The sequence below is a fragment of the Pseudomonas guariconensis genome (assembly GCF_900102675.1).
In the GTDB taxonomy this organism is placed as follows: domain Bacteria; phylum Pseudomonadota; class Gammaproteobacteria; order Pseudomonadales; family Pseudomonadaceae; genus Aquipseudomonas; species Aquipseudomonas guariconensis.
This window is the reverse complement of sequence record NZ_FMYX01000012.1, coordinates 23,080-44,151: the sequence shown is the minus strand read 5'-3', so window position 1 is coordinate 44,151 and position 21,072 is coordinate 23,080. Positions and strand designations below refer to the sequence as shown.

General features: G+C 62.5%; 17 protein-coding genes. 6 read left to right on the top strand and 11 right to left on the bottom strand.

The genetic code is table 11. From position 1 onward, the window contains the following. Positions 1–20: 20 nt before the first annotated feature. From BLS27_RS18800 to BLS27_RS18755, 10 genes are all read right to left on the bottom strand, one after another. Positions 21–1,589 (bottom strand): SpoVR family protein, encoded by a 1,569-nt coding sequence (locus tag BLS27_RS18800; protein WP_043210380.1) that lies wholly within the window; start codon positions 1,587–1,589, stop codon positions 21–23. After that, entirely contained in the window at positions 1,586–2,857 is a 1,272-nt protein-coding gene (locus tag BLS27_RS18795) for a YeaH/YhbH family protein (protein WP_043210382.1), read from the bottom strand. The genes BLS27_RS18800 and BLS27_RS18795 overlap by 4 nt, the downstream gene beginning before the upstream one ends. Before the next feature lie 133 nt (positions 2,858–2,990). Then, positions 2,991–4,913, bottom strand: a complete 1,923-nt coding sequence (locus BLS27_RS18790; RefSeq protein WP_043210384.1) for a PrkA family serine protein kinase — start codon at positions 4,911–4,913, stop codon at positions 2,991–2,993. 286 nt (positions 4,914–5,199) lie between these two features. Then, positions 5,200–5,529, bottom strand: a complete 330-nt coding sequence (gene glpE, locus BLS27_RS18785) for a thiosulfate sulfurtransferase GlpE (protein WP_043210386.1) — start codon at positions 5,527–5,529, stop codon at positions 5,200–5,202. Between the two features lie 40 nt (positions 5,530–5,569). Then, positions 5,570–6,409 carry a symmetrical bis(5'-nucleosyl)-tetraphosphatase gene (locus BLS27_RS18780; protein ID WP_043210389.1) on the bottom strand — a complete coding sequence of 280 codons (840 nt, stop codon included), beginning with the start codon at positions 6,407–6,409 and terminating at the stop codon, positions 5,570–5,572. Continuing rightward, complete coding sequence (apaG, locus tag BLS27_RS18775) at positions 6,409–6,789, bottom strand: Co2+/Mg2+ efflux protein ApaG (RefSeq protein ID WP_043210391.1); 381 nt, start codon at positions 6,787–6,789, stop codon at positions 6,409–6,411. Before apaG ends, BLS27_RS18780 begins: the two co-directional genes overlap by 1 nt. 160 nt (positions 6,790–6,949) lie before the next feature. Then, complete coding sequence (rsmA, locus tag BLS27_RS18770) at positions 6,950–7,756, bottom strand: 16S rRNA (adenine(1518)-N(6)/adenine(1519)-N(6))-dimethyltransferase RsmA (protein ID WP_043210394.1); 807 nt, start codon at positions 7,754–7,756, stop codon at positions 6,950–6,952. Beyond that, positions 7,753–8,742 carry a 4-hydroxythreonine-4-phosphate dehydrogenase PdxA gene (pdxA, locus tag BLS27_RS18765; RefSeq protein ID WP_090346215.1) on the bottom strand — a complete coding sequence of 330 codons (990 nt, stop codon included), beginning with the start codon at positions 8,740–8,742 and terminating at the stop codon, positions 7,753–7,755. The genes rsmA and pdxA overlap by 4 nt, the downstream gene beginning before the upstream one ends. Further along, the gene (surA, locus tag BLS27_RS18760; protein WP_043210397.1) at positions 8,739–10,058 is read right to left on the bottom strand and encodes a peptidylprolyl isomerase SurA; all 1,320 of its coding nucleotides are present in this window, start codon (positions 10,056–10,058) and stop codon (positions 8,739–8,741) included. Before surA ends, pdxA begins: the two co-directional genes overlap by 4 nt. After that, the gene (locus BLS27_RS18755; protein WP_090346212.1) at positions 10,039–12,852 is read right to left on the bottom strand and encodes an LPS-assembly protein LptD; all 2,814 of its coding nucleotides are present in this window, start codon (positions 12,850–12,852) and stop codon (positions 10,039–10,041) included. Before BLS27_RS18755 ends, surA begins: the two co-directional genes overlap by 20 nt. 130 nt (positions 12,853–12,982) lie before the next feature. Between BLS27_RS18755 and BLS27_RS18750 the strand changes: the two genes are divergently transcribed. From BLS27_RS18750 to BLS27_RS18740, 3 genes are read left to right on the top strand one after another with little or no spacing between them, the layout of a single operon-like run. Continuing rightward, positions 12,983–14,002, top strand: a complete 1,020-nt coding sequence (locus BLS27_RS18750) for an aminoglycoside phosphotransferase family protein (RefSeq protein ID WP_090346209.1) — start codon at positions 12,983–12,985, stop codon at positions 14,000–14,002. Further along, positions 13,999–14,670, top strand: coding sequence for an N-acetylmuramate alpha-1-phosphate uridylyltransferase MurU (gene murU, locus BLS27_RS18745; protein WP_070571934.1), 672 nt, complete (start codon positions 13,999–14,001; stop codon positions 14,668–14,670). Before BLS27_RS18750 ends, murU begins: the two co-directional genes overlap by 4 nt. Position 14,671: 1 nt before the next feature. Continuing rightward, positions 14,672–15,436, top strand: coding sequence for a TerB family tellurite resistance protein (locus BLS27_RS18740; protein WP_090346206.1), 765 nt, complete (start codon positions 14,672–14,674; stop codon positions 15,434–15,436). 57 nt (positions 15,437–15,493) lie between these two features. Here BLS27_RS18740 and BLS27_RS18735 read toward each other — a convergent pair whose 3' ends face one another. Then, the gene (locus tag BLS27_RS18735; protein WP_090346203.1) at positions 15,494–16,492 is read right to left on the bottom strand and encodes an alpha/beta hydrolase family protein; all 999 of its coding nucleotides are present in this window, start codon (positions 16,490–16,492) and stop codon (positions 15,494–15,496) included. A 95-nt stretch (positions 16,493–16,587) separates the two neighbouring features. Here BLS27_RS18735 and BLS27_RS18730 point away from each other — a divergent pair, with 95 nt between their 5' ends. From BLS27_RS18730 to BLS27_RS18720, 3 genes are all read left to right on the top strand, one after another. Next, on the top strand, positions 16,588–18,975 hold the full coding sequence (locus BLS27_RS18730; RefSeq protein ID WP_090346200.1) for a PAS domain-containing sensor histidine kinase: 2,388 nt from the start codon (positions 16,588–16,590) through the stop codon (positions 18,973–18,975). A 12-nt stretch (positions 18,976–18,987) separates the two neighbouring features. Next, complete coding sequence (locus BLS27_RS18725) at positions 18,988–19,617, top strand: response regulator (protein ID WP_043210412.1); 630 nt, start codon at positions 18,988–18,990, stop codon at positions 19,615–19,617. 303 nt (positions 19,618–19,920) lie between these two features. Then, positions 19,921–21,045 (top strand): ABC transporter ATP-binding protein, encoded by a 1,125-nt coding sequence (locus BLS27_RS18720; RefSeq protein ID WP_043210413.1) that lies wholly within the window; start codon positions 19,921–19,923, stop codon positions 21,043–21,045. The last annotated feature ends 27 nt before the right edge of the window (positions 21,046–21,072 follow it).

Genomic DNA, 21,072 nt, shown 5'->3' with positions numbered 1-21,072 from the left:
GACAGCTACGGAAGGGGGCTCTAGAGGTGGTGGACCACTGCCAGGTCCATGCGACCGTACTCTCCCGCTTCGCTCTGGTCGCCCCGGGGAGGCATGTGATGGGTCTTCATGACCTGGTCGCCTTGCACGGTTTCCAAGTGGATATCGAAGCCCCACAGACGATGAAGGTGCTTGAGCACTTCCTCGGTGGAGTCGCCCAGCGGCTTGCGATTGTGCTGCTGGTGGCGCAGGGTCAGGGAGCGGTCGCCGCGACGGTCGATGCTCCAGATCTGCACGTTGGGTTCGCGATTGCCCAGGTTGTACTGGGCGGCCAGTTGCTCTCGGATGATCCGGTAGCCAGCTTCGTCGTGGATCGCCGGTACCAACAGGTCGTCGCGCTGGTCGTCATCCAGGATGCTGAACAGCTTGAGGTCTCGGATCACCTTGGGCGAGAGGTATTGCAGGATGAAGCTTTCGTCCTTGAAGCTGCTCATGGCGAACTTGAGGGTGGAAAGCCAGTCGCTGCCGGCGATGTCAGGGAACCAGCGTCGATCTTCTTCCGTAGGGTGTTCGCACATGCGACGGATGTCCGTGTACATCGCAAAACCCAGAGCATAAGGGTTGATACCGCTGTAGTAAGGGCTGTCGAAGCCCGGCTGGAACACCACGCTGGTGTGCGACTGCAGGAACTCCATCATGAAGCCTTCGGTCACCAGGCCTTCATCGTAGAGGTCGTTCATCAGGGTGTAATGCCAGAACGTCGCCCAGCCTTCATTCATGACCTGGGTCTGTCGCTGCGGGTAGAAGTACTGGGCAATCTTACGCACGATACGCACCACTTCGCGCTGCCAGGGCTCGAGCAGCGGCGCGTGTTTTTCGATGAAATAGAGGATGTTTTCCTGCGGTTCGGCGGGGAAGCGCACATCATCGCGTTCATTGCCTTTTTCCGAACCCTTCGGGATGGTGCGCCACAGGTCGTTGATCTGCCGTTGCAGGTGCTCCTCGCGCTCTTTCTGCCGCCGACGCTCTTCCTCGGCAGAAATGGGGTAGGGGCGCTTGTAACGGTCGACGCCGTAGTTCATCAGGGCGTGACAGGAATCGATGAGGTCTTCGACGGCATCGATGCCGTGGCGCTCCTCGCATTGGGCGATGTACTGCTTGGCGAACACCAAGTAGTCGATGATGGAGCTGGCGTCGGTCCAAGTGCGGAACAGGTAGTTGCCCTTGAAGAAGCTGTTGTGGCCATAGCAGGCATGGGCGATTACCAGCGCCTGCATGCACATGGTGTTTTCTTCCATCAGATAGGCGATGCACGGATCGGAGTTGATCACGATCTCGTAGGCCAGGCCCATCTGGCCACGGCTGTAGGACTTCTCCGTACTGAGGAACTGCTTGCCGTAGGACCAATGGTGATAGCCCAGCGGCATGCCGACGGAGGCATAGGCGTCCATCATCTGCTCGGCAGTGATCACCTCGATCTGGTTGGGGTAGGTGTCCAGGGCGTAGCGCTCGGCCAGGCGGCTGATTTCGCGGTCATAGGCCTGGATAAGCTCGAACGTCCACTCGGACCCGGTGGAGATGGGTTGGCGTCTCTGCTCTCTGGCGGTCATGTGGCTAACCTGCGCTGGAAGAGTTCACGGAAGACCGGGTAGATATCACCGGCCGATACCAACTGCTGCTGGGCGAAGGTATCTGGGAAAGCCTCGCCGATGCGCTCGTATTCATACCAGAGCGCCTGGTGTTCGCGAGGGGTGATCTCGACGTAAGTGTAGTACTGCACATGCGGCATGATCTGCTTGGAGAGGATGTCGCGGCAGATCGGCGAGTCGTCGTTCCAGTTGTCGCCGTCCGAGGCCTGGGCGGCATAGATGTTCCAGTCGCTGGCCGGGTAGCGTTCGGCCATGATTTCCTGCATCAGCTTGAGTGCGCTGGAAACAATGGTGCCGCCGGTTTCACGGGAGTAGAAGAACTCTTCTTCGTCCACCTCGCGCGCGCTGGTGTGGTGGCGAATGAATACCACCTCGATGCGATCGTAGTTCCGCTTGAGGAACAGGTACAGCAGGATGAAAAACCGTTTGGCGATGTCCTTGGTGGCCTGGGTCATGGAGCCGGACACGTCCATCAGGCAGAACATCACCGCTTTGGAGCTGGGGTTGGGCTGCTTGACCAGCAGGTTGTACTTGAGGTCGAAAGTGTCGAGGAAGGGCAGGCGGTTGATGCGTGCCTTGAGGCGTTCAATCTCGGCCTCGGTGGCCTGGATATCGGTGAAATTGTCCGGCTCCTCGACCTTGAGGCGGGCGAGCTCAGCCTGGGCCTCGCGTAGCAGGGCACGGCTGCTGCCGGTCAGGGCAATACGCCTGGCGTGGGCAGAGCGCAGGGTGCGGACAATGTTGATGCGCGAGGGGTTACCTTCGTTGGCGATGCCTGCACGCACGGTCTTGAAGGTGTCGGCGCCGGTCAGGTGACGCTTGACCAGGTTAGGCAGTTCCAGGTCCTCGAACATGAATTCGAGGAATTCTTCCTGGGTGATCTGGAACACGAAATCATCCATGCCCTCCCCGGAATTGCCGGCCTTGCCGCGGCCGCCACCCCCTCCGCCACCCTGTGGCCGGGGGATATGCTCGCCTGCGGTGAACTCTTTGTTGCCGGGGTGGATGATGGTCTGTTTGCCGCCACGACCATGGTGCAGCACGGGTTCGTCGATATCACGACCCGGAATGCTGATCTGCTCGCCATGCTCCATGTCCATGATGGAGCGGCGGCTCACGGCCTCTTCGACGGCTTTCTTGATGTGCTCACGGTACCGCCGCAAGAAGCGTTGGCGGTTGACCGTGCTCTTGTTCTTGCCGTTCAGGCGTCGGTCGATTACGTAGCTCATGGTCCCTCCGGTGACTGGATGCAGCTGCAAGCCTCAAGCTGCAAGAATGAGCAGCCACCGCTGCTGCAAGCTGTGGCGCGAGACGTCGCCTGGCGCCGGACAGCTTGCAGCTTGCGGCTTGTCGCTTGCCGCTTTATTGCGATTTCCTGACCCGCAGATACCATTCCGACAGCAGGCGAACCTGTTTGTCGGTGTAGCCACGCTCCACCATCCGGGTGACGAAGTCGTTGTGTTTCTGTTGATCCTCCTTGCTGGCCTTGGCGTTGAAGCTGATGACCGGCAGCAGGTCTTCGGTGTTGGAGAACATTTTCTTCTCGATCACCACGCGCAGCTTCTCGTAGCTCAGCCAGCTGGGGTTCTTGCCGTTGTTGTTGGCTCGCGCCCGCAGCACGAAGTTGACGATCTCGTTGCGGAAATCTTTCGGGTTGCTGATCCCGGCCGGCTTCTCGATCTTCTCCAGCTCTTCGTTGAGGGCAATGCGGTTGAGGATCTCGCCGGTTTCCGGGTCGCGGTACTCCTGGTCCTGGATCCAGAAGTCGGCGTACAGCACGTAGCGGTCGAAGATGTTCTGGCCGTATTCGCTGTAGGACTCCAGATAAGCGGTCTGGATCTCCTTGCCGATGAACTCGATGTAGCGGGGAGCCAGGTATTCCTTGAGGTAACGCAGGTAACGCTCGCGTACTTCGGCAGGGAACTGCTCCTGTTCGATCTGCTGTTCGAGCACATAGAGCAGGTGCACCGGGTTGGCGGCGATTTCATGCGGATCGAAGTTGAACACCTTGGAGAGGATCTTGAAGGCGAAGCGGGTCGACAGGCCGTTCATGCCTTCATCGACACCGGCGGCGTCGCGGTATTCCTGGATCGACTTGGCCTTCGGATCGGTGTCCTTGAGATTCTCACCGTCGTAGACGCGCATCTTCGAGTAGATGTTGGAGTTCTCCGGCTCCTTCAAGCGCGACAGCACGGTGAACTGCGCGAGCATCTTGAGGGTGTCCGGTGCGCAGTGGGCCTTGGCCAGCGAGCTGTTGATCAACAGTTTGTCGTAGATCTTCACTTCGTCGCTGACACGCAGGCAGTACGGCACCTTGACGATGTAGATCCGGTCGATGAACGCCTCGTTATTCTTGTTGTTGCGGAAGGTGTGCCATTCCGATTCGTTGGAGTGGGCCAGCAGAATCCCGGAGTAGGGGATCGCTCCGAGGCCTTCGGTGCTGTTGTAGTTGCCTTCCTGGGTGGCGGTGAGCAGCGGGTGCAGGACCTTGATCGGCGCCTTGAACATCTCGACGAACTCCATCAGGCCCTGGTTGGCCCGGCACAGCGCGCCCGAGTAACTGTAGGCGTCGGCGTCGTTCTGCGGGAATTCCTCGAGCTTGCGGATATCCACCTTGCCGACCAAGGCGGAAATGTCCTGGTTGTTCTCATCGCCTGGTTCGGTCTTGGCGATGGCGATCTGGTTGAGGATGGAAGGATAGAGCTTGACCACCCGGAACTTGGAGATGTCGCCGCCGAACTCCTGCAGGCGCTTGGTGGCCCACGGGGACATGATGGTGTTCAAGTAGCGGCGCGGGATGCCGAATTCTTCTTCAAGAATGGCGCCGTCTTCGCTGGCATTGAACAGCCCCAGGGGCGATTCGAACACCGGGGAGCCCTTGATGGCGTAGAAAGGGACCTTCTCCATAAGCTGCTTGAGCTTCTCGGCCAGGGACGATTTGCCGCCACCCACCGGGCCCAGCAGGTACAGGATCTGTTTCTTCTCTTCCAGGCCCTGTGCGGCATGGCGGAAGTACGAGACGATCTGGTCGATGCATTCTTCCATGCCGTGGAAGTCGGCAAAGGCCGGATAGCGCCTTATTACCTTGTTGGAGAAGATTCGCGACAGCCTGGAATTCGTTGAGGTATCGACCAGCTCTGGTTCGCCTATGGCCAGCAACAGCCGTTCGGCCGCCGATGCATAGGCACTGCGATCCTCTTTGCACAGCTCGAGGTACTCCTGCAGCGAGAATTCTTCCTGGCGGGTTGACTCGAAACGTTGTTGGAAGTGGCTAAAAATGCTCATGACGTCACCTCGCTCGATACGTTGGAGCCGACGCCGGATCAGTCAGCATGATGCTGGCATGCAACCGGGCTGGCCGATTGCTGTATACCCCCCAGAACACCCGTAGAAACGCTACCGATGACCCGCACGCCGGTGTACCGGCTCTCCCCTTTTTTGGATGGCCTGGGCTTAAGGATAGTTGGTTATACGGGAGGTCAAGGGCGCGAGGCCGAGAAGATACTCACGACCGTTCGTCAGGAAAGGCCCAAGCCCGCACGTGGCGCGGGCTGCGGGAAAATGAAAAATTTTATTCGGCGCCGCCTTGAGCGGTTTCAGCCGGGTAGGTGTTGCGCCACAGCTCGAAGCCGCCATCGAGGCTGTACACCTCGGAAAAGCCCTGGCCCACCAGATAGGCCGCGGCGCTCTGGCTGGAATTGCCGTGGTAGCAGACCACCAGGGTCGGTGCATCGAGGTCGGCATTGCGGATGAACTCCGCGACCGAATGGTTATCCAGATGTGTGGCGCCGCTGATATGGCCGGCAGCAAACGCCTGTGGGTCGCGAATGTCGACGACCACCGCACCTTGCTCACGCAAGGCCAGGGCCTGCTCGGGAGGGATGCGCTTGAATTCGCTCATGGGTCGGTTTCCTTCGGGGCTGATCGTTAAGTCTAGTCGGTTATGCCGATTGGCGTGGGGTGCCATCGTCGGCGCACTCGCAGCGGTGGAATTCGCCGCTGTCTACGTTGTACAGCGTCATGGCGCCACCCCAGACGCATCCGGTGTCCAGGCCGATGACATCGGGGACATCGACACGACCTTCCAGGGCGGCCCAGTGGCCGAAGAGGATCTTCACATGACGTGAGCGGCGGTCCTTGTGGGCGAACCAGGGCTTATAGCCCTTGGGGGCGCTGTCCAGGCCTTCCTTGCTCTTGAGGTCGAGCTTGCCCTCGGCAGTGCAAAAGCGCATGCGGGTGAAATAGTTGGTGATGACCCGCAGGCGTTCGACGCCGGTCAGGTTCTTGCTCCATTTGTTCGGCTCGTTGCCGTACATGCCATCGAGAAAGAGCTGCAGGCGAGTGTCGTCGCGCAGCACTTCCTCCACTTCGGCCGCCAGTTCGAGCGCCTTGCCCAGGGTCCACTGGGGCGGGATGCCGGCGTGGACCATGGCGATACCGCGTGCCTCGTCATAGTGCAGCAGCTTCTGCTGGCGCAGCCAGTCGAACAGCTGGTCGGCGTCTGGTGCTTCGATGATCTCGCGCAGGGTGTCGCTCTTCTTCAAGCGCTCGACGTTGTACCAGGCTGCCAGCAGATGCAGGTCATGGTTGCCCAGCACACACACCAGCGACTGGCGGATCGAATACAGAAAGCGCAGGGTCTCGAGGGACTCGGGGCCGCGGTTGACCAAGTCGCCTACCAGCCACAGGCGGTCCACGGCGGGGTTGAAGTGCACGCGTTCGAGCAAGCACTTGAGCGGCTGCAGGCAGCCCTGCAGGTCGCCGACCGCGTACACCGCCATCAGTGCAATGCTCCAGGCACGGCCAGGCGGAACGGCGCGATAGGCGCATCGAAGTGTTTGCCGTCCTCGGCGAACATCTGGTAGCTGCCCTGCATGGTACCGACACGGGTCGTGAGCACCGCGCCGCTGCTGTAGGTGTGGCTGTCGCCTGGCTCGATGAGCGGTTGCTGGCCGACCACACCCGCCCCGCGAACCTCTTCGACTTCCCCGTCACCGTTGGTGATCAGCCAGTGGCGTGAGACCAGGCGGGCCTTGAGCGTGCCGTTGTTTTGCACAGTGATGGTGTAGGCGAAGGCAAAGCGGTCGTTGTCGGGATCGGATTGTTCTTTGAGGTAACGGGTCACGACGCTGACGTCGATCTGATAGCGGGGGTCTGACATGCAAAGGCCTTGGACGAGCGGACGCAAATACTGCAATGGTTGCAGTCTAGGCCATGGACGGGGCTTGAGGCCAGTTATGCAGGGCCTGGCGTCGCTTGTAGACATTATCGGCCCCATCGCGGGTTTGTCTGCGCGATGGGGCCACACCAATGGCGTGTGCTTAGCTGGCGCTTGGCTGCTCGGCCAGCTTGTCGGCCAGGCGTACGAACGCCGCGAGATCCAGTTGTTCTGGACGCAGGCTGCCATCGACACCCGCTGCCTCGATGGCCTGGCTGTCGAGCAGCCCTTTAAGGGTGTTGCGAAGGGTCTTGCGACGCTGGTTGAAGGCCTCGCGCACGATGCGTTCTAGCAGGCGTGGATCCTTGGCCGGGTGCGGCAGGGTTTCATGCGGAACCAGGCGGACGATGGCTGAGTCCACTTTCGGCGGCGGGTTGAAGGCGCCAGGGCCGACGTTGAACAAGTGTTCCACGCGGCAGTGGTACTGCACCATGATCGACAGGCGGCCCCAGTCGCCGCCTCCTGGGCCGGCGGCCAAACGCTCGACCACTTCCTTTTGCAGCATGAAGTGCATGTCGCGGATCAGGTTGGCGTGTTCCAAGAGGTGGAAGATCAGCGGGGTGGAGATGTTGTAGGGCAGGTTGCCCACCACCTTGAGGCTGCGCTCAGGCACGCCCAACTGATTGAAGTCGAACTTCAAGGCATCGCCCTGGTGCAGGCGGAAGTTGTCCCGGTCTGCAAACTTGTGCTGGAGAATCGGCACAAGGTCCTTGTCCAGCTCGACGACGTCCAGTTGGGCGCCGCTGCCCAGCAGGCCTTCGGTCAGGGCGCCTTGGCCCGGGCCGATTTCCAGCAGATGCTCGCCGGGTTTGGCATTGATGGCACGCAGGATGCGGTCGATGATGCCGGCGTCGTGCAGGAAGTTCTGGCCGAAGCGCTTGCGCGCCCGGTGTTGGTATTGCTCGGTCATGGTCGGTTCTCGGCCATCTGGTAGGCGGTTTCCAGGGCGACACGCAGGCTGCCGGTGTCGACTTTGCCGGTGCCAGCCAGGTCCAGGGCGGTGCCGTGGTCGACCGACGTGCGGATGATCGGCAAGCCCAAGGTCACGTTGACTGCGGCGCCAAAGCCTTTGTACTTGAGTACCGGCAGGCCCTGGTCGTGGTACATCGCCAGCACCGCATCGCAGTGCTCCAGATATTTGGGGGTAAACAGGGTATCGGCCGGTAGCGGACCACGCAGGTCCATGCCTTGGCTGCGTAGGCGCTGCAAGGCGGGCTCGATGATGTCGATTTCTTCGCGGCCCAGGTGACCGCCTTCGCCGGCATGCGGGTTGAGACCGCAAACCAGGATGCGGGGCTGGGCGATACCGAACTTGTCGCGCAGGTCGGCATGCAGGATCCGCGTGACCCGCTCCAGGCGCTCGTCGGTGATGGCGTCGGCGACGTCACGTAGGGGCAGGTGGGTAGTCACCAGCGCCACGCGCAATCCATGGGTGGCCAGCATCATCACCACCTGGTTGGTGTGGGTAAGGTCAGCCAAAAATTCGGTATGGCCGGAGAAAGCGATGCCGCTTTCATTGATCACGCCCTTGTGCACCGGTGCGGTGATCATGCCGGCGAAATGCCCATCCAGACAGCCTTGGCCAGCGCGGGTCAAGGTCTGCAGCACGAACGCGGCATTAGCCTTGTCCAACTGCCCGGGTACAACCGGGGTGGCCAATGGCGTATCCCAGACATACAGGCTGCCGGCGGGGGCGGGTTGGTCGGGCCAGGCGCCTTGGATGACCGGTAGCAGATTGACAGCCAGCCCCAGCTGCGTGGCCCGCTCGGCGAGCAGGTCACGGCTGGTGATGGCGATCAAGGGATGAGGCTGAGCCTCGGCGGCCAGCAGCAGGCACAGGTCTGGGCCTATGCCGGCCGGCTCGCCGGGCGTGACGGCGAAGCGCAGGGGCTTCACTGGGCGGCCTGGTCGGCGCCAGGCAGCTTGATTTCAACGTAGGCTTCGTCGCGGATCTGACGCAGCCAAGTCTGCAGCTCTTCATCGTACTTACGGTTGCGCAGCACACTCAGGGCCTGCTGTTCACGCGCTTGCTCGGTGCTGTCGGTAGCGCGGCGGCCCAGCACTTCCAGTACGTGCCAGCCGTACTGGGTACGGAACGGACGGGTCACTTCGCCCTGGGGGGCGTTGGCCATCTGTTCGCGGAACTCCGGCACCAGGCTGTTGGGGTCAACCCAGTTGAGGTCGCCACCGTTGAGGGCCGAACCTGGGTCTTCCGAGAAGCTCTTGGCCAGCTCGCCGAAGTCTTCGCCGTTCTTGATGCGCTCATACAGGCGCTCGGCCAGTTGCTCGGTGGCCGCATCGCTGCGGATCTCGCTTGGCTTGATCAGGATATGGCGAACATGGACTTCGTCACGCAGCACGCTGGCATTGCCGCCACGCTTTTCCTCGAGCTTGAGGATAATGAAGCCGTTGGGGATGCGGATTGGCTGGGTGATATCGCCGTCGGCCATGCTGCTCAACATCTTGGCGAAATCAGGCGGCAGTTGGCCGGCTTTACGCCAGCCCATCTCACCGCCTTCCAGGGCGTTCTCGCTGGCGGAGCGGGCGATGGCCATCTGGCCGAAGTCCGCACCTTGCTTGAGCTGCTGGTAAACGTCACCGGCTTGGCGGGCGGCCGCCTGGATTGCCTCGGAGTTGGCGCTTTCCGGGGTCGGGATCAGGATGTTGGCCAGGCGGTACTCTTCCGACAGTTGCATCTTGCCCAGGTCGGAGTTGAGGTAGTTCTTCACTTCCTGTTCGGAGACCTGGATACGCTCGGCCACACGGCGTTGGCGCACGCGGCTGATGATCATCTCGCGCTTGACCTGGTCACGGGCGTCGTCGAACGACAGGCCATCGTGGGCCAGGGCGGCACGGAACTGATCGAGGCTCATGCCGTTGCGCTGGGCAATGGTACCGATGGCCTGGTTGAGCTCTTCGTCAGTGATGCGGATGCCCGAACGTTCGCCGATCTGCAGTTGCAGATTCTCGACGATCAGGCGCTCCAGCACTTGCTGCTCCAGGGCTCCGGCCGGGGGCACGCCGCCGCCGCGCTTGGCGATGGTCTGCTGCACTTCGCGGATGCGTTGATCCAGTTGGCTTTGCATGACCACGTCGTTGTCGACGATGGCCACCACGCGGTCCAGAGGTTGTACCGCGGCATGCACCGCGCCACTCAGCAATGCAGCGCCCAGCAGCAGCGGGCGCAGTCGATCAATAAGCTTGGTCTTCACGTGTACGGTAACCTTGAATGCCTTCGTCGAGGAACGTCTCGACCTTGTTGCCCACAACGCCGCCGAGGCCTTTGAGCACCACTTGCAGGAAGATGCCGTGGTCACCTTTTTCGTTATCTGGCACTGCCTGGCTGAAATCGTCGTAGTCGATCCAGTAACGGTTGATCAGGCGCAGCTTCCAGCAGCAGCTGTCATACTCGAAACCGCCCATGGCTTCCAACGTTCGATTGCGGTTGTAGTCATGTTGCCAGCGGGCGATAACGCTCCATTGCGGCACGATCGGCCAGATAACCGAGAAGTCGTGCTGCTGGATCTTGTAATAGTTCTTGATGTAGTTGGGGTCGCCTGGAACGCCGTAGTCGCCGCCGGTCTTCCAGGTACCGCTTAGCTGGTCATAGATGATCAGGTCGTTGCGGTAGCGATAGCCGATGTTGACGATCTTGTTGGGATTGTCCTCAGGCTGGTAGTGGAACATGGCGCTACCTGAGCGTGGCTTGCGGCTGTCCGGATCCCAGTTGTAGTCGGAGTTGAAGCGCCAATCGCGGTTGAAGGCATACTGGTACTCAAGCGCGTAGGGCGATACGTCTGACTGAGCGTCATCGCGGGTGCGCCAGTCGATGCCAGGCATCTGCACTTCACGATCTTTGAAGTAGAGGGCCTGGCCAATGCTGAAGCGCTGACGTTCGAAGCCGTTTTCTTCGATCCAGCGGTTGGTCACACCCAGCGACAGTTTGTTCTCGTCACCGATGCGGTCGGAGCCGGTGAAGCGGTTGTCACGGAACAGCGAGGCGTAGTTGAAGTAGCTTTCGCTGGTGTCGAAGACCGGGATGTCCTTCTGGTCCTTGTAAGGGACATAGAGATAGAACAGGCGCGGCTCGAGGGTCTGACGGTAGTTCTTGCCGAACCACTGGGTATTGCGGTCGAAGTACAGGCCGCTGTCGACGCTGAACACAGGCACGCTACGGTCCTGCGAGCTGGAGAAGTTGCCTTGCAGGTCGCGTACTTCCGGCGTCGCGGTGGCCAGGTCATTCTTGCCCTTGCCGTCCAGGTCAAGGTCGTAGTGGGTATAGACGTACTTGAGCTTCGGCGTCAGGAAGCCGTAGCTGGCCTTCATAGGCAGGCTGATCGCCGGCGCAAGGTTCAAGCGGGTGCCGTTGGACCGGGCGATCCCGAAGACGTTTTCGTCGAGCCTGCGCCCATCGGGGCCGGCAGAGGTATCCAGCTCGCCGTCCTCGTTGAACACGGTGTCGTTCTTCAGGTCGCGTTCGAAGCGGACTGCCTCGGTATCGTAAGTGAAGTCAAATCCGCTCGGGTGGTAGGGCAACATGCCGTTGAGCGTGATCTGTGGCAACTTGTCGTATGGCGTGATCTGGGAAATGGTCGCCATTTCGTACGCCTGCATGTTCAGGCGTGCCCGGTAGCTATCACCGCGATAGGTCAATGCACCTTGCTGGTTGACCACGTCACGGCTCTTGATGCCTTCCTGGCCGGTATCGAGATCCTGGAAGTAGAACGGGTCGCTGATGTCGGTGTAGTCAACCTCGCTCATCAAGCGCGAATCCAGCCCGCCCTTGTGCTGCCAGTTGTACATCCAGCGCTGTTCTTTGTAGTCGGTCTGATCTTTACGATCGTCGTTCTTGTCGTTCAGGTACGCAGCACCGAACTGGCCTTCGCTGGACTTGGTGAGGTAGCGGAATTCGCCTTCCATCAACATGCCGCGTTTGGCCATGTAGCGCGGGTACAGCGTGGCGTCGTAGTTTGGCGCCAGGTTGAAGTAGTACGGTGTGACCAGCATGAAGCCGGTGTCGCTGCTGGTGCTGAACGACGGCGGCAGGAAGCCGGACTGGCGACGGTCGTCGATCGGGAAGTAGATGTACGGTGTATAGAACACCGGGAAATCCTTGACCCGCAGGGTGACGTTGGTCGCGGTACCGAAGCCGGTGGCCGGGTTCAGGGTGATGTTGTTGCCCTTGAGCTGCCATGCGTTGCTGCCCGGCTCACAGGTGGTGTAGGTACCGTCCTTGAGGCGGATGATGGCGTTTTCGCCACGCTTGGCGTACAGCGCGTTGCCGCGAATGTGCGACTTGTGCATCACGTATTCGGCGTTGTCGACCTTGGCCTCGCCGGTATCCAGCTGGATTTCGGCCTGGTCGCCGACGACCAGCGAGCCATTGTCGCGCAGCTTGACGTTGCCCTTGAGCTCGCCGCGGTTCTCGGCCTGGTACAGGTTGGCCTCGTCGGCCTGGACCTGCATGCTGCCCTGGCGCATGACCACGTCACCGGCGAGGGTGGCGATCTGCTGCTCCTGCTGGTAGCGGGAGACCTTGGCGTTCAGGTAGGTCGGCGCTTCGTCCTTGGGCGTGGTGTCATCCATGCCAGGACGCGACGGCTCGATGTAGGCGCCACCGCAGTACGGACCGGTCTCAGCCAATTGGGCGGCGGTGAGTTTGTCGCGGGGAACCCAGTCAAGGTGGCTGTAGTCTTCGCTACGCGACTTCAGGCCGCGGCCCTTGCTCTCGGTGACCAGCACCGGCTTGGGTTCGCCATCGGCGTCGGTCTCGGCGACCTGGGCGTCACCGCCCGAGCTCAGCGCGGCGCCTTCATGCACTGGGCGCGGCGGCAGGTTGTTGGCCGTGGTCTTGGGCTTGCAGTCCCAACCACCGGAGGCGGACACTTGGCAGTCGAACTGCTCGGCTGCCACCACGTATGACGTGGCCAGAGGTTGCAGAGCCAGCAGACCGCCAGTCACCAGCAACGGAAACTTTCTACGAAACGCGGGGGATTTCAATGCCATCTTATTAGTCCGGGCTTCCTGCGTGCCATCTGCCCGCGTGTGGGGCCGCACGCCTCTCGATGGTCTGAAAAAGATGCTGGATAATAAAGCATGACCCGCTTGACGGCTAGGGCCGTCGGAGACCCTTGTAATGCCCGATCACGATGTACGCCTGCAACAACTGACCGCTTGGCTCGATGAGCAGCTTGACCGTCTTTTCCGTGAAAACGCCTGGGGCGAGGTGCCAGAAGGCGCCCTGACCGCCGCCAGCAGCGACGCGAGCTTCCGTCGCTACTTCCGCTGGCAGGGGGGCGCACGCAGCTTCGTGATCATGGATGCGCCGCCGCCACAAGAGAATTGCCGGCCCTTCGTCGACATCGATCATCTACTGGCCAGGGCCGGCGTGCACGTGCCGGCCATCCACGCCCAGGATCTGGAGCGTGGCTTCCTGTTGCTGGGGGATCTGGGCCGTCAGACCTACCTGGATGTCATCGATGCCGGCAATGCCGATGCCCTGTTCGCCGATGCCATCGACGCCTTGCTGGCCTTCCAGCGCCTGCCGATGGACGCGCCGTTGCCCAGCTACGATGTCGCCCTGCTGCGCCGCGAAGTGGAGCTGTTCCCCGAATGGTACGTCGGGCGCGAGCTGGGCCTGGCGTTCACCGATTCGCAGCAGGCGACCTGGCAGCGGGTGAGTCAGTTGCTGATCGACAGTGCCCTGGCCCAGCCCAAAGTCCTGGTGCATCGCGACTATATGCCGCGCAACCTGATGCAGAGCACACCGAACCCTGGCGTGCTGGACTTCCAGGACGCCGTCTACGGCCCGGTGACCTATGACATCACCTGCCTGTTCAAAGACGCGTTCGTCAGTTGGCCCCAGCTGCGAGTCGAGGGCTGGCTACGCGATTACTGGCAGAAAGCCCAAGCGGCCGGCATCCCCGTGCAGGCCGACTTCGAGGACTTCCACCGCGCCAGTGACCTGATGGGCGTGCAGCGTCACCTGAAGGTCATCGGCATCTTCGCCCGTATCTGCCACCGCGACGGCAAGCCGCGATATCTGTCTGACGTGCCGCGATTCTTCGCCTATATAGATGAAGTGATCAGCCGTCGTCCCGAGCTGGCCGAACTGGGGCAACTGATCGCCGAGCTGAAGGCCGGAGCGCGTTCATGAAGGCTATGATCCTGGCAGCGGGCAAGGGCGAGCGCATGCGCCCCCTGACCTTGCATACTCCCAAGCCACTGGTGCCAGTGGCAGGCCAGCCATTGATCGAATATCACCTGCAGGCGCTGGCCAAGGCGGGCTTCACCGAGGTGGTGATCAACCACGCCTGGCTGGGCCAGCAGATCGAGGATCACCTGGGCGACGGTGCCCGGTTCGGCCTGCACATTCGCTACTCGCCCGAGGGCGAACCGCTGGAAACCGGCGGCGGGATCTTCAAGGCGCTGCCGTTGTTGGGCGATGCGCCGTTTCTGCTGGTCAATGGCGATATCTGGACCGACTACGACTTCGCCCGGCTGCGCGTGCCCATGAGGGGGCTTGCGCACCTGGTACTGGTCGACAATCCAGGCCATCACGGCCGTGGTGACTTTCGTCTGGATGGCGATTCGGTTGTCGATGGCGACGAGGCACCTGGCACCCTGACCTTCAGCGGCATCTCCGTACTCGATCCTGCATTGTTCGAAGGCTGTGAGCCCGGCGCGTTCAAGCTCGCGCCATTGCTGCGCCATGCAATGGCCGAGGGGCGGGTGAGCGGTGAGCACTTCCAGGGGCGCTGGGTCGATGTCGGCACCCTAGAGCGCCTGGCCGAGGTCGAGCGTTTGATCGGCGAGCGCGTTTGATATGTGGTGGCCAAGCACATTGATAGGTGCCGGCGCCGGTTTCGCCGTGGCCAGCATCCCCGGTGCGTTGCTCGGGGCCTTGCTTGGCCAGGCCATGGACCGGCGCCTGCGTCTGGAGGGCTGGGAAGACCTGCGTGAGCGTCTGGGTGGACGCCCGGCATTGCGTGACGAGGAACTGCTATTCGTCCTGCTCGGGCGACTGGCCAAGAGCGATGGCCGTGTCGTGGATGGGCACCTCCAGCAGGCCCGCCAGGAAATGACCCGTCTGGATATGGCTGAGCCGGCTCGGTTACGGGCAATCGCCGCCTTCAATCGTGGCAAGTCGGGCAAGGTGCGTGTGGGGCGCTATTTGCAGCGGATCAAGCAACAGCCCCATGCCGCTGAAGGCACCCTACGCGCCTGCTGGCGGATGGTCTGGGCGGATGGCAAGGCGGGGATGCGTGAGCGCGAGCTGCTGCTGGAGTGGGGGCGCCGGCTAGGCCTGTCGCGGACTCAGATCCAGGCGCTGGCTCTTGAATACGAACCGCGCAAGGCGGCTCCGGAGGGCGCCGTGTTGACCTACGCAGCAGCCCTGCGCCTACTCGGGGTCGAGGCGGACAGCGAGATCGAGCACGTCAAACAAGCCTATCGCCGGCTGGTCAGCAAGCATCATCCGGACAAGCTCGCCGGCAGCGGGGCCAGCGACGCGCAAGTGCGCGAGGCGACCGAGCGCACCCGTGAGCTGCACCAGGCCTATGCCCTGGTGCGCAAGCGGCGCGGGCTTTGACGCCTCTGACCTGGGGCGGGCGCGCGGCCGCGATGGGCTGCAAGGCAGCCCCTCCGATCACTCCTGAGGCATCAGCCACCCACGTACCCGGCGGAACAGCTGCTCCTGCTGCGCCGCCGCATTCCCCGGCATGGCAATCAGCGACAGCTGCCGATACTGGCTGTCCTTCTGCCGCTTGCTGGCCTGCAGGCGCTGCTCGGCAGCACGGCGGTCACGCGGCTGCGTGCTGTAGTAGACGTCGGCGGTCGGCACCTTCACGGTGGGCGCCAGAGCTTCGAGGTCCTGTTCCACCTGGGCCGGTGTCTGCGCGGCGATCATCACCAGCTTTTGCACCTGTGGCGGCTGTCGCTCGCTGAGGTAACGCGCGGCCCAATAAGCGCCGCTGCCATGGCCGACCAGGGCGATGCTGCGCGCATTGTGCTGCTGGGCAAAAGCCACTGCGGCGTCGAGGCGGGCGAAGATGCGCTCGGCATCGGCCGGATCGTTTTGCTCGGCGGCTTCCTTGGCATCGGTGCTGTCGGCCGCATCGGCTTCGGCGGCCGTGGCCTGGGCAACGTTGGCGTTGGCATCTTCCGGCGTGTCCTTGGCGGGCGCCGACTCGCCTTCGCCCTTTTCAGGTTCAGGGGCAGGCTTGCTCTCGGCTCGCGGCTGCGGGCTCTCGCTGACAAGGTCCGGCAGGCTGATGCTCAAGCTGTGCCAGCCGACATCGGGAAACTTGCGCCGCAGCGGCCCGACAGCATTGGGCCAGTCGGCGTTTTCACCGGCACCCGGGACGATGATCACAGCGCCCTTGGGGTCGGCATCGTTGGCCGGCTTCCACAAAGCGAGGAAGCTTTCGGCGCCCGCCTGCAAGGTTTGCTGTTCGGCCTTGGGCACGGTACGTTCGAGCGCCTGGGCATCTTCCTGGCTGCGTTCGGCCAGGGGTGGGCGAGGTGCGGGCGCCGTGGGCGACTCTGCGGCGGCGGGAGGTGTTTGAGGTTCGGCGGCCTGTGTGCCGAGCGGTAGGATCGTGGCCAGGCAGCAAATGGCCAGCGTCGTGCGATAAAGTGTGAACATGAATCAACCCAAGGCCAGAATGATACCGGCAGCCTAATAGTATTTGTCCGTGACGGCCATGCGCATCGGCCGTCCTTGCCCAGACGAGCGTGTAGATGAAGCGAATGCGTTGCCTGTTGGTTATCGGCTGGTTGCTGCTGCCCTTGATCGCCTTGGCAAGGCCCGCGCCTGAGCCTTCGGTGGTGTTGGAGCCGGCTCAGCAGCAATGGCTGGATGACCATCGCAACCTGCGGGTCGGCCTGGTGCTGCAGGCACCCTATGCCCAGTTCGATCGTCGGCTGCAGCAGTTCTATGGTGCCAATGTCGAGATCGTGAATGCGCTGGCGCGGCTGCTCAGGCTGGACCTGACGTGGCGCAACTTCCCGGATCAGGCAGCACTCGAACATGCCCTGCAAGCCGGTGAGATCGATTTCGCGCCCGGTCTGACCCAGACCCCGGCCAGCTTGCGCCTCTGGTCGTTCAGCGATCCCTACATGCGTGTGCCGCAAATGGTCGTCGGGCTGCGCACCGGAGCGGTGGCGGTCGAGCTGGAAAACCTGGGCGCCAACGACCGGGTGGCGGTGCGCATGCCCAGCGCCTTGGCCGATTACCTGCGGGCCAACTACGTCAACCTCAACCTGCAGGGCGTGCCCAACGAGCGCCAGGCCCTGCAATTGGTGCTGGGTGGCCAGGCCAGTTTCGCGGTCATGGATGAAGCACGCCTGAGCGGGTTGTCTCGGGAAAGCGAGTTCGGCGAACTGGCGGTGGTCGGTGACATTGGCCTGCCGCAACTGCTTCGGGTCGGCTCGCGGCGCGACTGGCCGATCCTGGCCGATGTCCTGGAGCGCGGCTTGCAGGCCATTCCTGCCAAGGAGCTGGAACAGCTGCACCAGCGCTGGCTGCAACCGAAATACCCACGGCTGAGCGACACCGCAGGATTCTGGCAGAACCTGGCGTCGTTGTTCGGCCTGTTGCTCATCTGTGCAGTGGTCACGCTGCTCTGGCAACGGCGTCAGCAGCACCAGCTTGAGCGCAACCTGCTGGCCACGCGGGAAACCCTGGCCGAACGCCAGACGCGCGAAGAGGCGCTGCGCCTGAGCCAGTTTTCCATCGACCAGAGCACGGTCGGCATTCTCTGGGTCAACTGGGACAGCCATGTGCGCTACGCCAACCACGCCGCCGAGCGCATGCTCGGCAGGGGTGAGGGCGAGTTGTTGGACCTGCCGCTGATCGACTTCGAGCCCAACCTGCACATGGACCGCTGGTTGCAGTTGTGGAAACGCGTGCGCACCGGCGATGGAGGGGTCGAGCCGTTCGAGACCCAATGCCTGCGCAGCGACGGCAGCCTGTTACCGGTGGAGCTGTCGCTGAGCTTTCTGCGTTTTCGCGATGCCGAGTACCTGGTGATGTTCATCACCGACATTACCGAGCGCCGCCGCGCCCTGGCGGCGTTGCGCGAAAGCGACGCCCGGCTCAAGGGCATCGCAGGCAACGTCCCTGGGCTGGTGTTCCGTCTGGAGCGCGATCCGGCCGAAGGTGATCTGGAGTTTCCGTACATCAGTGAGGGCAGCGAAGCGCTGGTTGGCTATGCGCCAGCCCAGATCCAGCATCCGGATATGGGCCTTCGCAACTTGGTCCATCCCGAGGACCGTGCCGATTACCACCGGGTCCAGGACTTGGCACTGGCCACCGACCAAGACTGGTCCTGGCAGGGGCGGATCCTCACCCGTCAGGGCGAACAGCGCTGGGCCGACATCAAGGCCAGCACCCGGCGCCTGGCCGACGGCCGGGTGGTGTGGGACGGCATTGTCTGGGACATCACCCAGAGCAAGCGGGTCGAGCTGGAGCTGGCGCGGTCCCAGGAGCAGTTACGTGAGCTCTCGGCGCACTTGGAGAGCGTGCGTGAAGAGGAAAAAGCGCGGATTGCCCGGGAAGTCCATGATGAACTGGGGCAGATGCTCACCGTGCTCAAGCTCGAAGTGTCCATGTGCGAGCTGGCCTATGCCCAACTCGACCCTGGCCTGAATGAGCGTCTGGACAGCATGAAGCGCCTGATCGCGCAGTTGTTCCAGCTGGTGCGCGACGTGGCCACGGCCTTGCGTCCGCCGATCCTCGATGCCGGCATCGCCTCGGCCATCGAATGGCAGGCACGGCGCTTCGAGGCGCGTACGCAGATTCCCTGTCTGGTCCAGGTGCCGGACAATCTGCCAGCATTGAGTGACGCCAAGGCCACCGGCCTGTTCCGGATCCTGCAGGAGGCACTGACCAATGTCATGCGCCACGCCCAGGCCCATACCGTGCAGATCGAGCTGGCGCGCGAGGAGGGCTGTCTGCGCATGACGGTCATCGACGATGGTGTGGGGTTCAGCTGCGATCAGGCCAGGCCAACGTCCTTCGGCCTGGTGGGCGTGCGCGAGCGGGTCCTGATGCTGGGCGGCGGCATGACGCTGGACAGCGAGCCGGGTGAAGGTTGTAGCCTGAGTGTGACCATTCCGTTGGGGTAGGGGAGAACGACTGTGATACGCGTGCTAGTGGCCGAAGACCACACGATTGTCCGCGAGGGCATCAAACAGCTGATCGGCCTGGCCAAGGACATGCAGGTGGTGGGCGAAGCCGGCAACGGCGAGCAACTGCTCGAGACCCTGCGTCATACGCCCTGTGAGGTGGTGCTGCTGGATATTTCCATGCCTGGGGTGAACGGCCTGGAGGCGATCCCGCGTATCCGGGCGCAGCACAACCCGCCCTCGATCCTGATGCTGTCCATGCATGACGAAGCGCAGATGGCCGCCCGAGCCCTGAAGGCCGGCGCCGCAGGCTATGCCACCAAGGACAGCGACCCGGCCCTACTGCTCACCGCTATCCGGCGGGTGGCCGCTGGCGGACGCTACATCGACCCGGCGCTGGCGGACCGCATGGTCTTCGAGGTCGGTCTGACCGAGACCCGGCCCTTGCATACGCTGCTGTCGGAGCGCGAGTTCTCGGTATTCGAACGCCTTGCCCAAGGCGCCAACGTCAACGATATCGCCCAGCAGCTGGCGCTCTCGAGCAAGACCATCAGCACCCACAAGGCGCGCTTGATGCAGAAGCTCAAGGTGAACTCCCTGGCGGAGCTGGTGAAGTACGCGATGGAGCACAAGCTGGTGTGAGTGTTCTGGTTGCGACAGCTGTGCTCTTATGCCCGGCCCTTCGCTTGTGGGAGCGGGTTTGCCCATGAAAGGGCTGGGCCTGCGATTCGCGTTGCCTGGGCTGATCTCGTCGGGGGTATAGCCGCTCCCAGAGCGGGGGATGCTGGGCTGGCGCACTGTCCCAATCCCGCCACTCTTGTAGGGATCGCCCTACAACAAATCTTCCATCCGGATGATGGCATTCTCTCAGCACCCCCGATTTTCCCGGGCTTGCGCCTTCTCTAGTCTTTGCCTACGCAGTCATTCCAACAAGAAGGTGCAGGCATGAGCGAGGCGAATTCGAACGCTGCCACCGGCGAGATCCTGGTCAGCTTCCGCGGTGTGCAGAAAAGCTACGACGGCGAATCGCTGATCGTCAAAGACCTCAACCTGGACATCCGCAAGGGTGAGTTCCTGACCCTGCTCGGTCCGTCCGGCTCGGGCAAGACCACCAGCCTGATGATGCTGGCCGGTTTCGAGACTCCTACCGCGGGTGAAATCCAGCTGGCCGGGCGCTCGATCAACAACGTGCCGCCGCACAAGCGTGACATCGGCATGGTGTTCCAGAACTACGCGCTGTTCCCGCACATGACCGTGGAGGAGAACCTGGCGTTTCCTCTGACCGTGCGCAACCTCAGCAAGACCGACATCAGCGAGCGGGTCAAGCGCGTGCTGACGATGGTCCAGCTCGATGCTTTCGCCAAGCGCTACCCGGGCCAGTTATCCGGTGGCCAGCAGCAGCGTGTGGCCCTGGCCCGCGCACTGGTGTTCGAGCCGCAATTGGTGTTGATGGACGAACCGCTCGGCGCGCTGGACAAACAGCTGCGTGAACACATGCAGATGGAGATCAAGCACATCCACCAGCGTCTGGGCGTGACCGTGGTCTACGTGACCCACGACCAGGGCGAGGCGCTGACCATGTCCGACCGGGTAGCGGTATTCCACCAAGGCGAGATCCAGCAGATCGCCCCGCCGCGCACCCTCTACGAAGAGCCGCGCAATACCTTCGTGGCCAACTTCATCGGCGAGAACAATCGCCTCAACGGCACCTTGCTGTCCCGTGATGGCGAACGCTGCCAGGTTCAGCTGGCCCGTGGGGAGCGGGTCGAGGCCTTGGCGGTGAACGTCGGCGAGGCGGGTGATCCTGTGACCTTGTCGATCCGCCCCGAGCGCGTGCGCCTCAACGGCCACAGCGAAAGTTGCGTCAATCGCTTCTCCGGCCGCGTAGCCGAATTCATCTACCTGGGCGACCACGTGCGGGTTCGCCTGGAAGTCTGCGGCAAGGGTGACTTCTTCGTGAAGCAGCCGATCGCCGAACTCGACCCGGCCCTGGCTGTGGGCGATGTGGTACCGCTTGGCTGGGAGGTGGAGCACGCCCGCGCGCTCGATCCGATTGCCGAAGCCCATTGATGGTTTGCTTCACCAACCCTTAACTGT

Excerpts from the sequence above, each read along its gene's own strand:
- BLS27_RS18735 (WP_090346203.1), bottom strand. The coding sequence starts at position 16,492 with ATGTTCACACTTTATCGCACGACGCTGGCCATTTGCTGCCTGGCCACG.
- glpE (WP_043210386.1), bottom strand. The coding sequence starts at position 5,529 with ATGAGCGAATTCAAGCGCATCCCTCCCGAGCAGGCCCTGGCCTTGCGT.
- BLS27_RS18780 (WP_043210389.1), bottom strand. The coding sequence starts at position 6,409 with ATGGCGGTGTACGCGGTCGGCGACCTGCAGGGCTGCCTGCAGCCGCTC.
- apaG (WP_043210391.1), bottom strand. The coding sequence starts at position 6,789 with ATGTCAGACCCCCGCTATCAGATCGACGTCAGCGTCGTGACCCGTTAC.
- BLS27_RS18740 (WP_090346206.1), top strand. The coding sequence starts at position 14,672 with ATGTGGTGGCCAAGCACATTGATAGGTGCCGGCGCCGGTTTCGCCGTG.
- murU (WP_070571934.1), top strand. The coding sequence starts at position 13,999 with ATGAAGGCTATGATCCTGGCAGCGGGCAAGGGCGAGCGCATGCGCCCC.
- BLS27_RS18800 (WP_043210380.1), bottom strand. The coding sequence starts at position 1,589 with ATGACCGCCAGAGAGCAGAGACGCCAACCCATCTCCACCGGGTCCGAG.
- BLS27_RS18755 (WP_090346212.1), bottom strand. The coding sequence starts at position 12,852 with ATGGCATTGAAATCCCCCGCGTTTCGTAGAAAGTTTCCGTTGCTGGTG.
- BLS27_RS18720 (WP_043210413.1), top strand. The coding sequence starts at position 19,921 with ATGAGCGAGGCGAATTCGAACGCTGCCACCGGCGAGATCCTGGTCAGC.
- BLS27_RS18730 (WP_090346200.1), top strand. The coding sequence starts at position 16,588 with ATGAAGCGAATGCGTTGCCTGTTGGTTATCGGCTGGTTGCTGCTGCCC.
- BLS27_RS18795 (WP_043210382.1), bottom strand. The coding sequence starts at position 2,857 with ATGAGCTACGTAATCGACCGACGCCTGAACGGCAAGAACAAGAGCACG.
- BLS27_RS18750 (WP_090346209.1), top strand. The coding sequence starts at position 12,983 with ATGCCCGATCACGATGTACGCCTGCAACAACTGACCGCTTGGCTCGAT.
- BLS27_RS18790 (WP_043210384.1), bottom strand. The coding sequence starts at position 4,913 with ATGAGCATTTTTAGCCACTTCCAACAACGTTTCGAGTCAACCCGCCAG.
- rsmA (WP_043210394.1), bottom strand. The coding sequence starts at position 7,756 with ATGACCGAGCAATACCAACACCGGGCGCGCAAGCGCTTCGGCCAGAAC.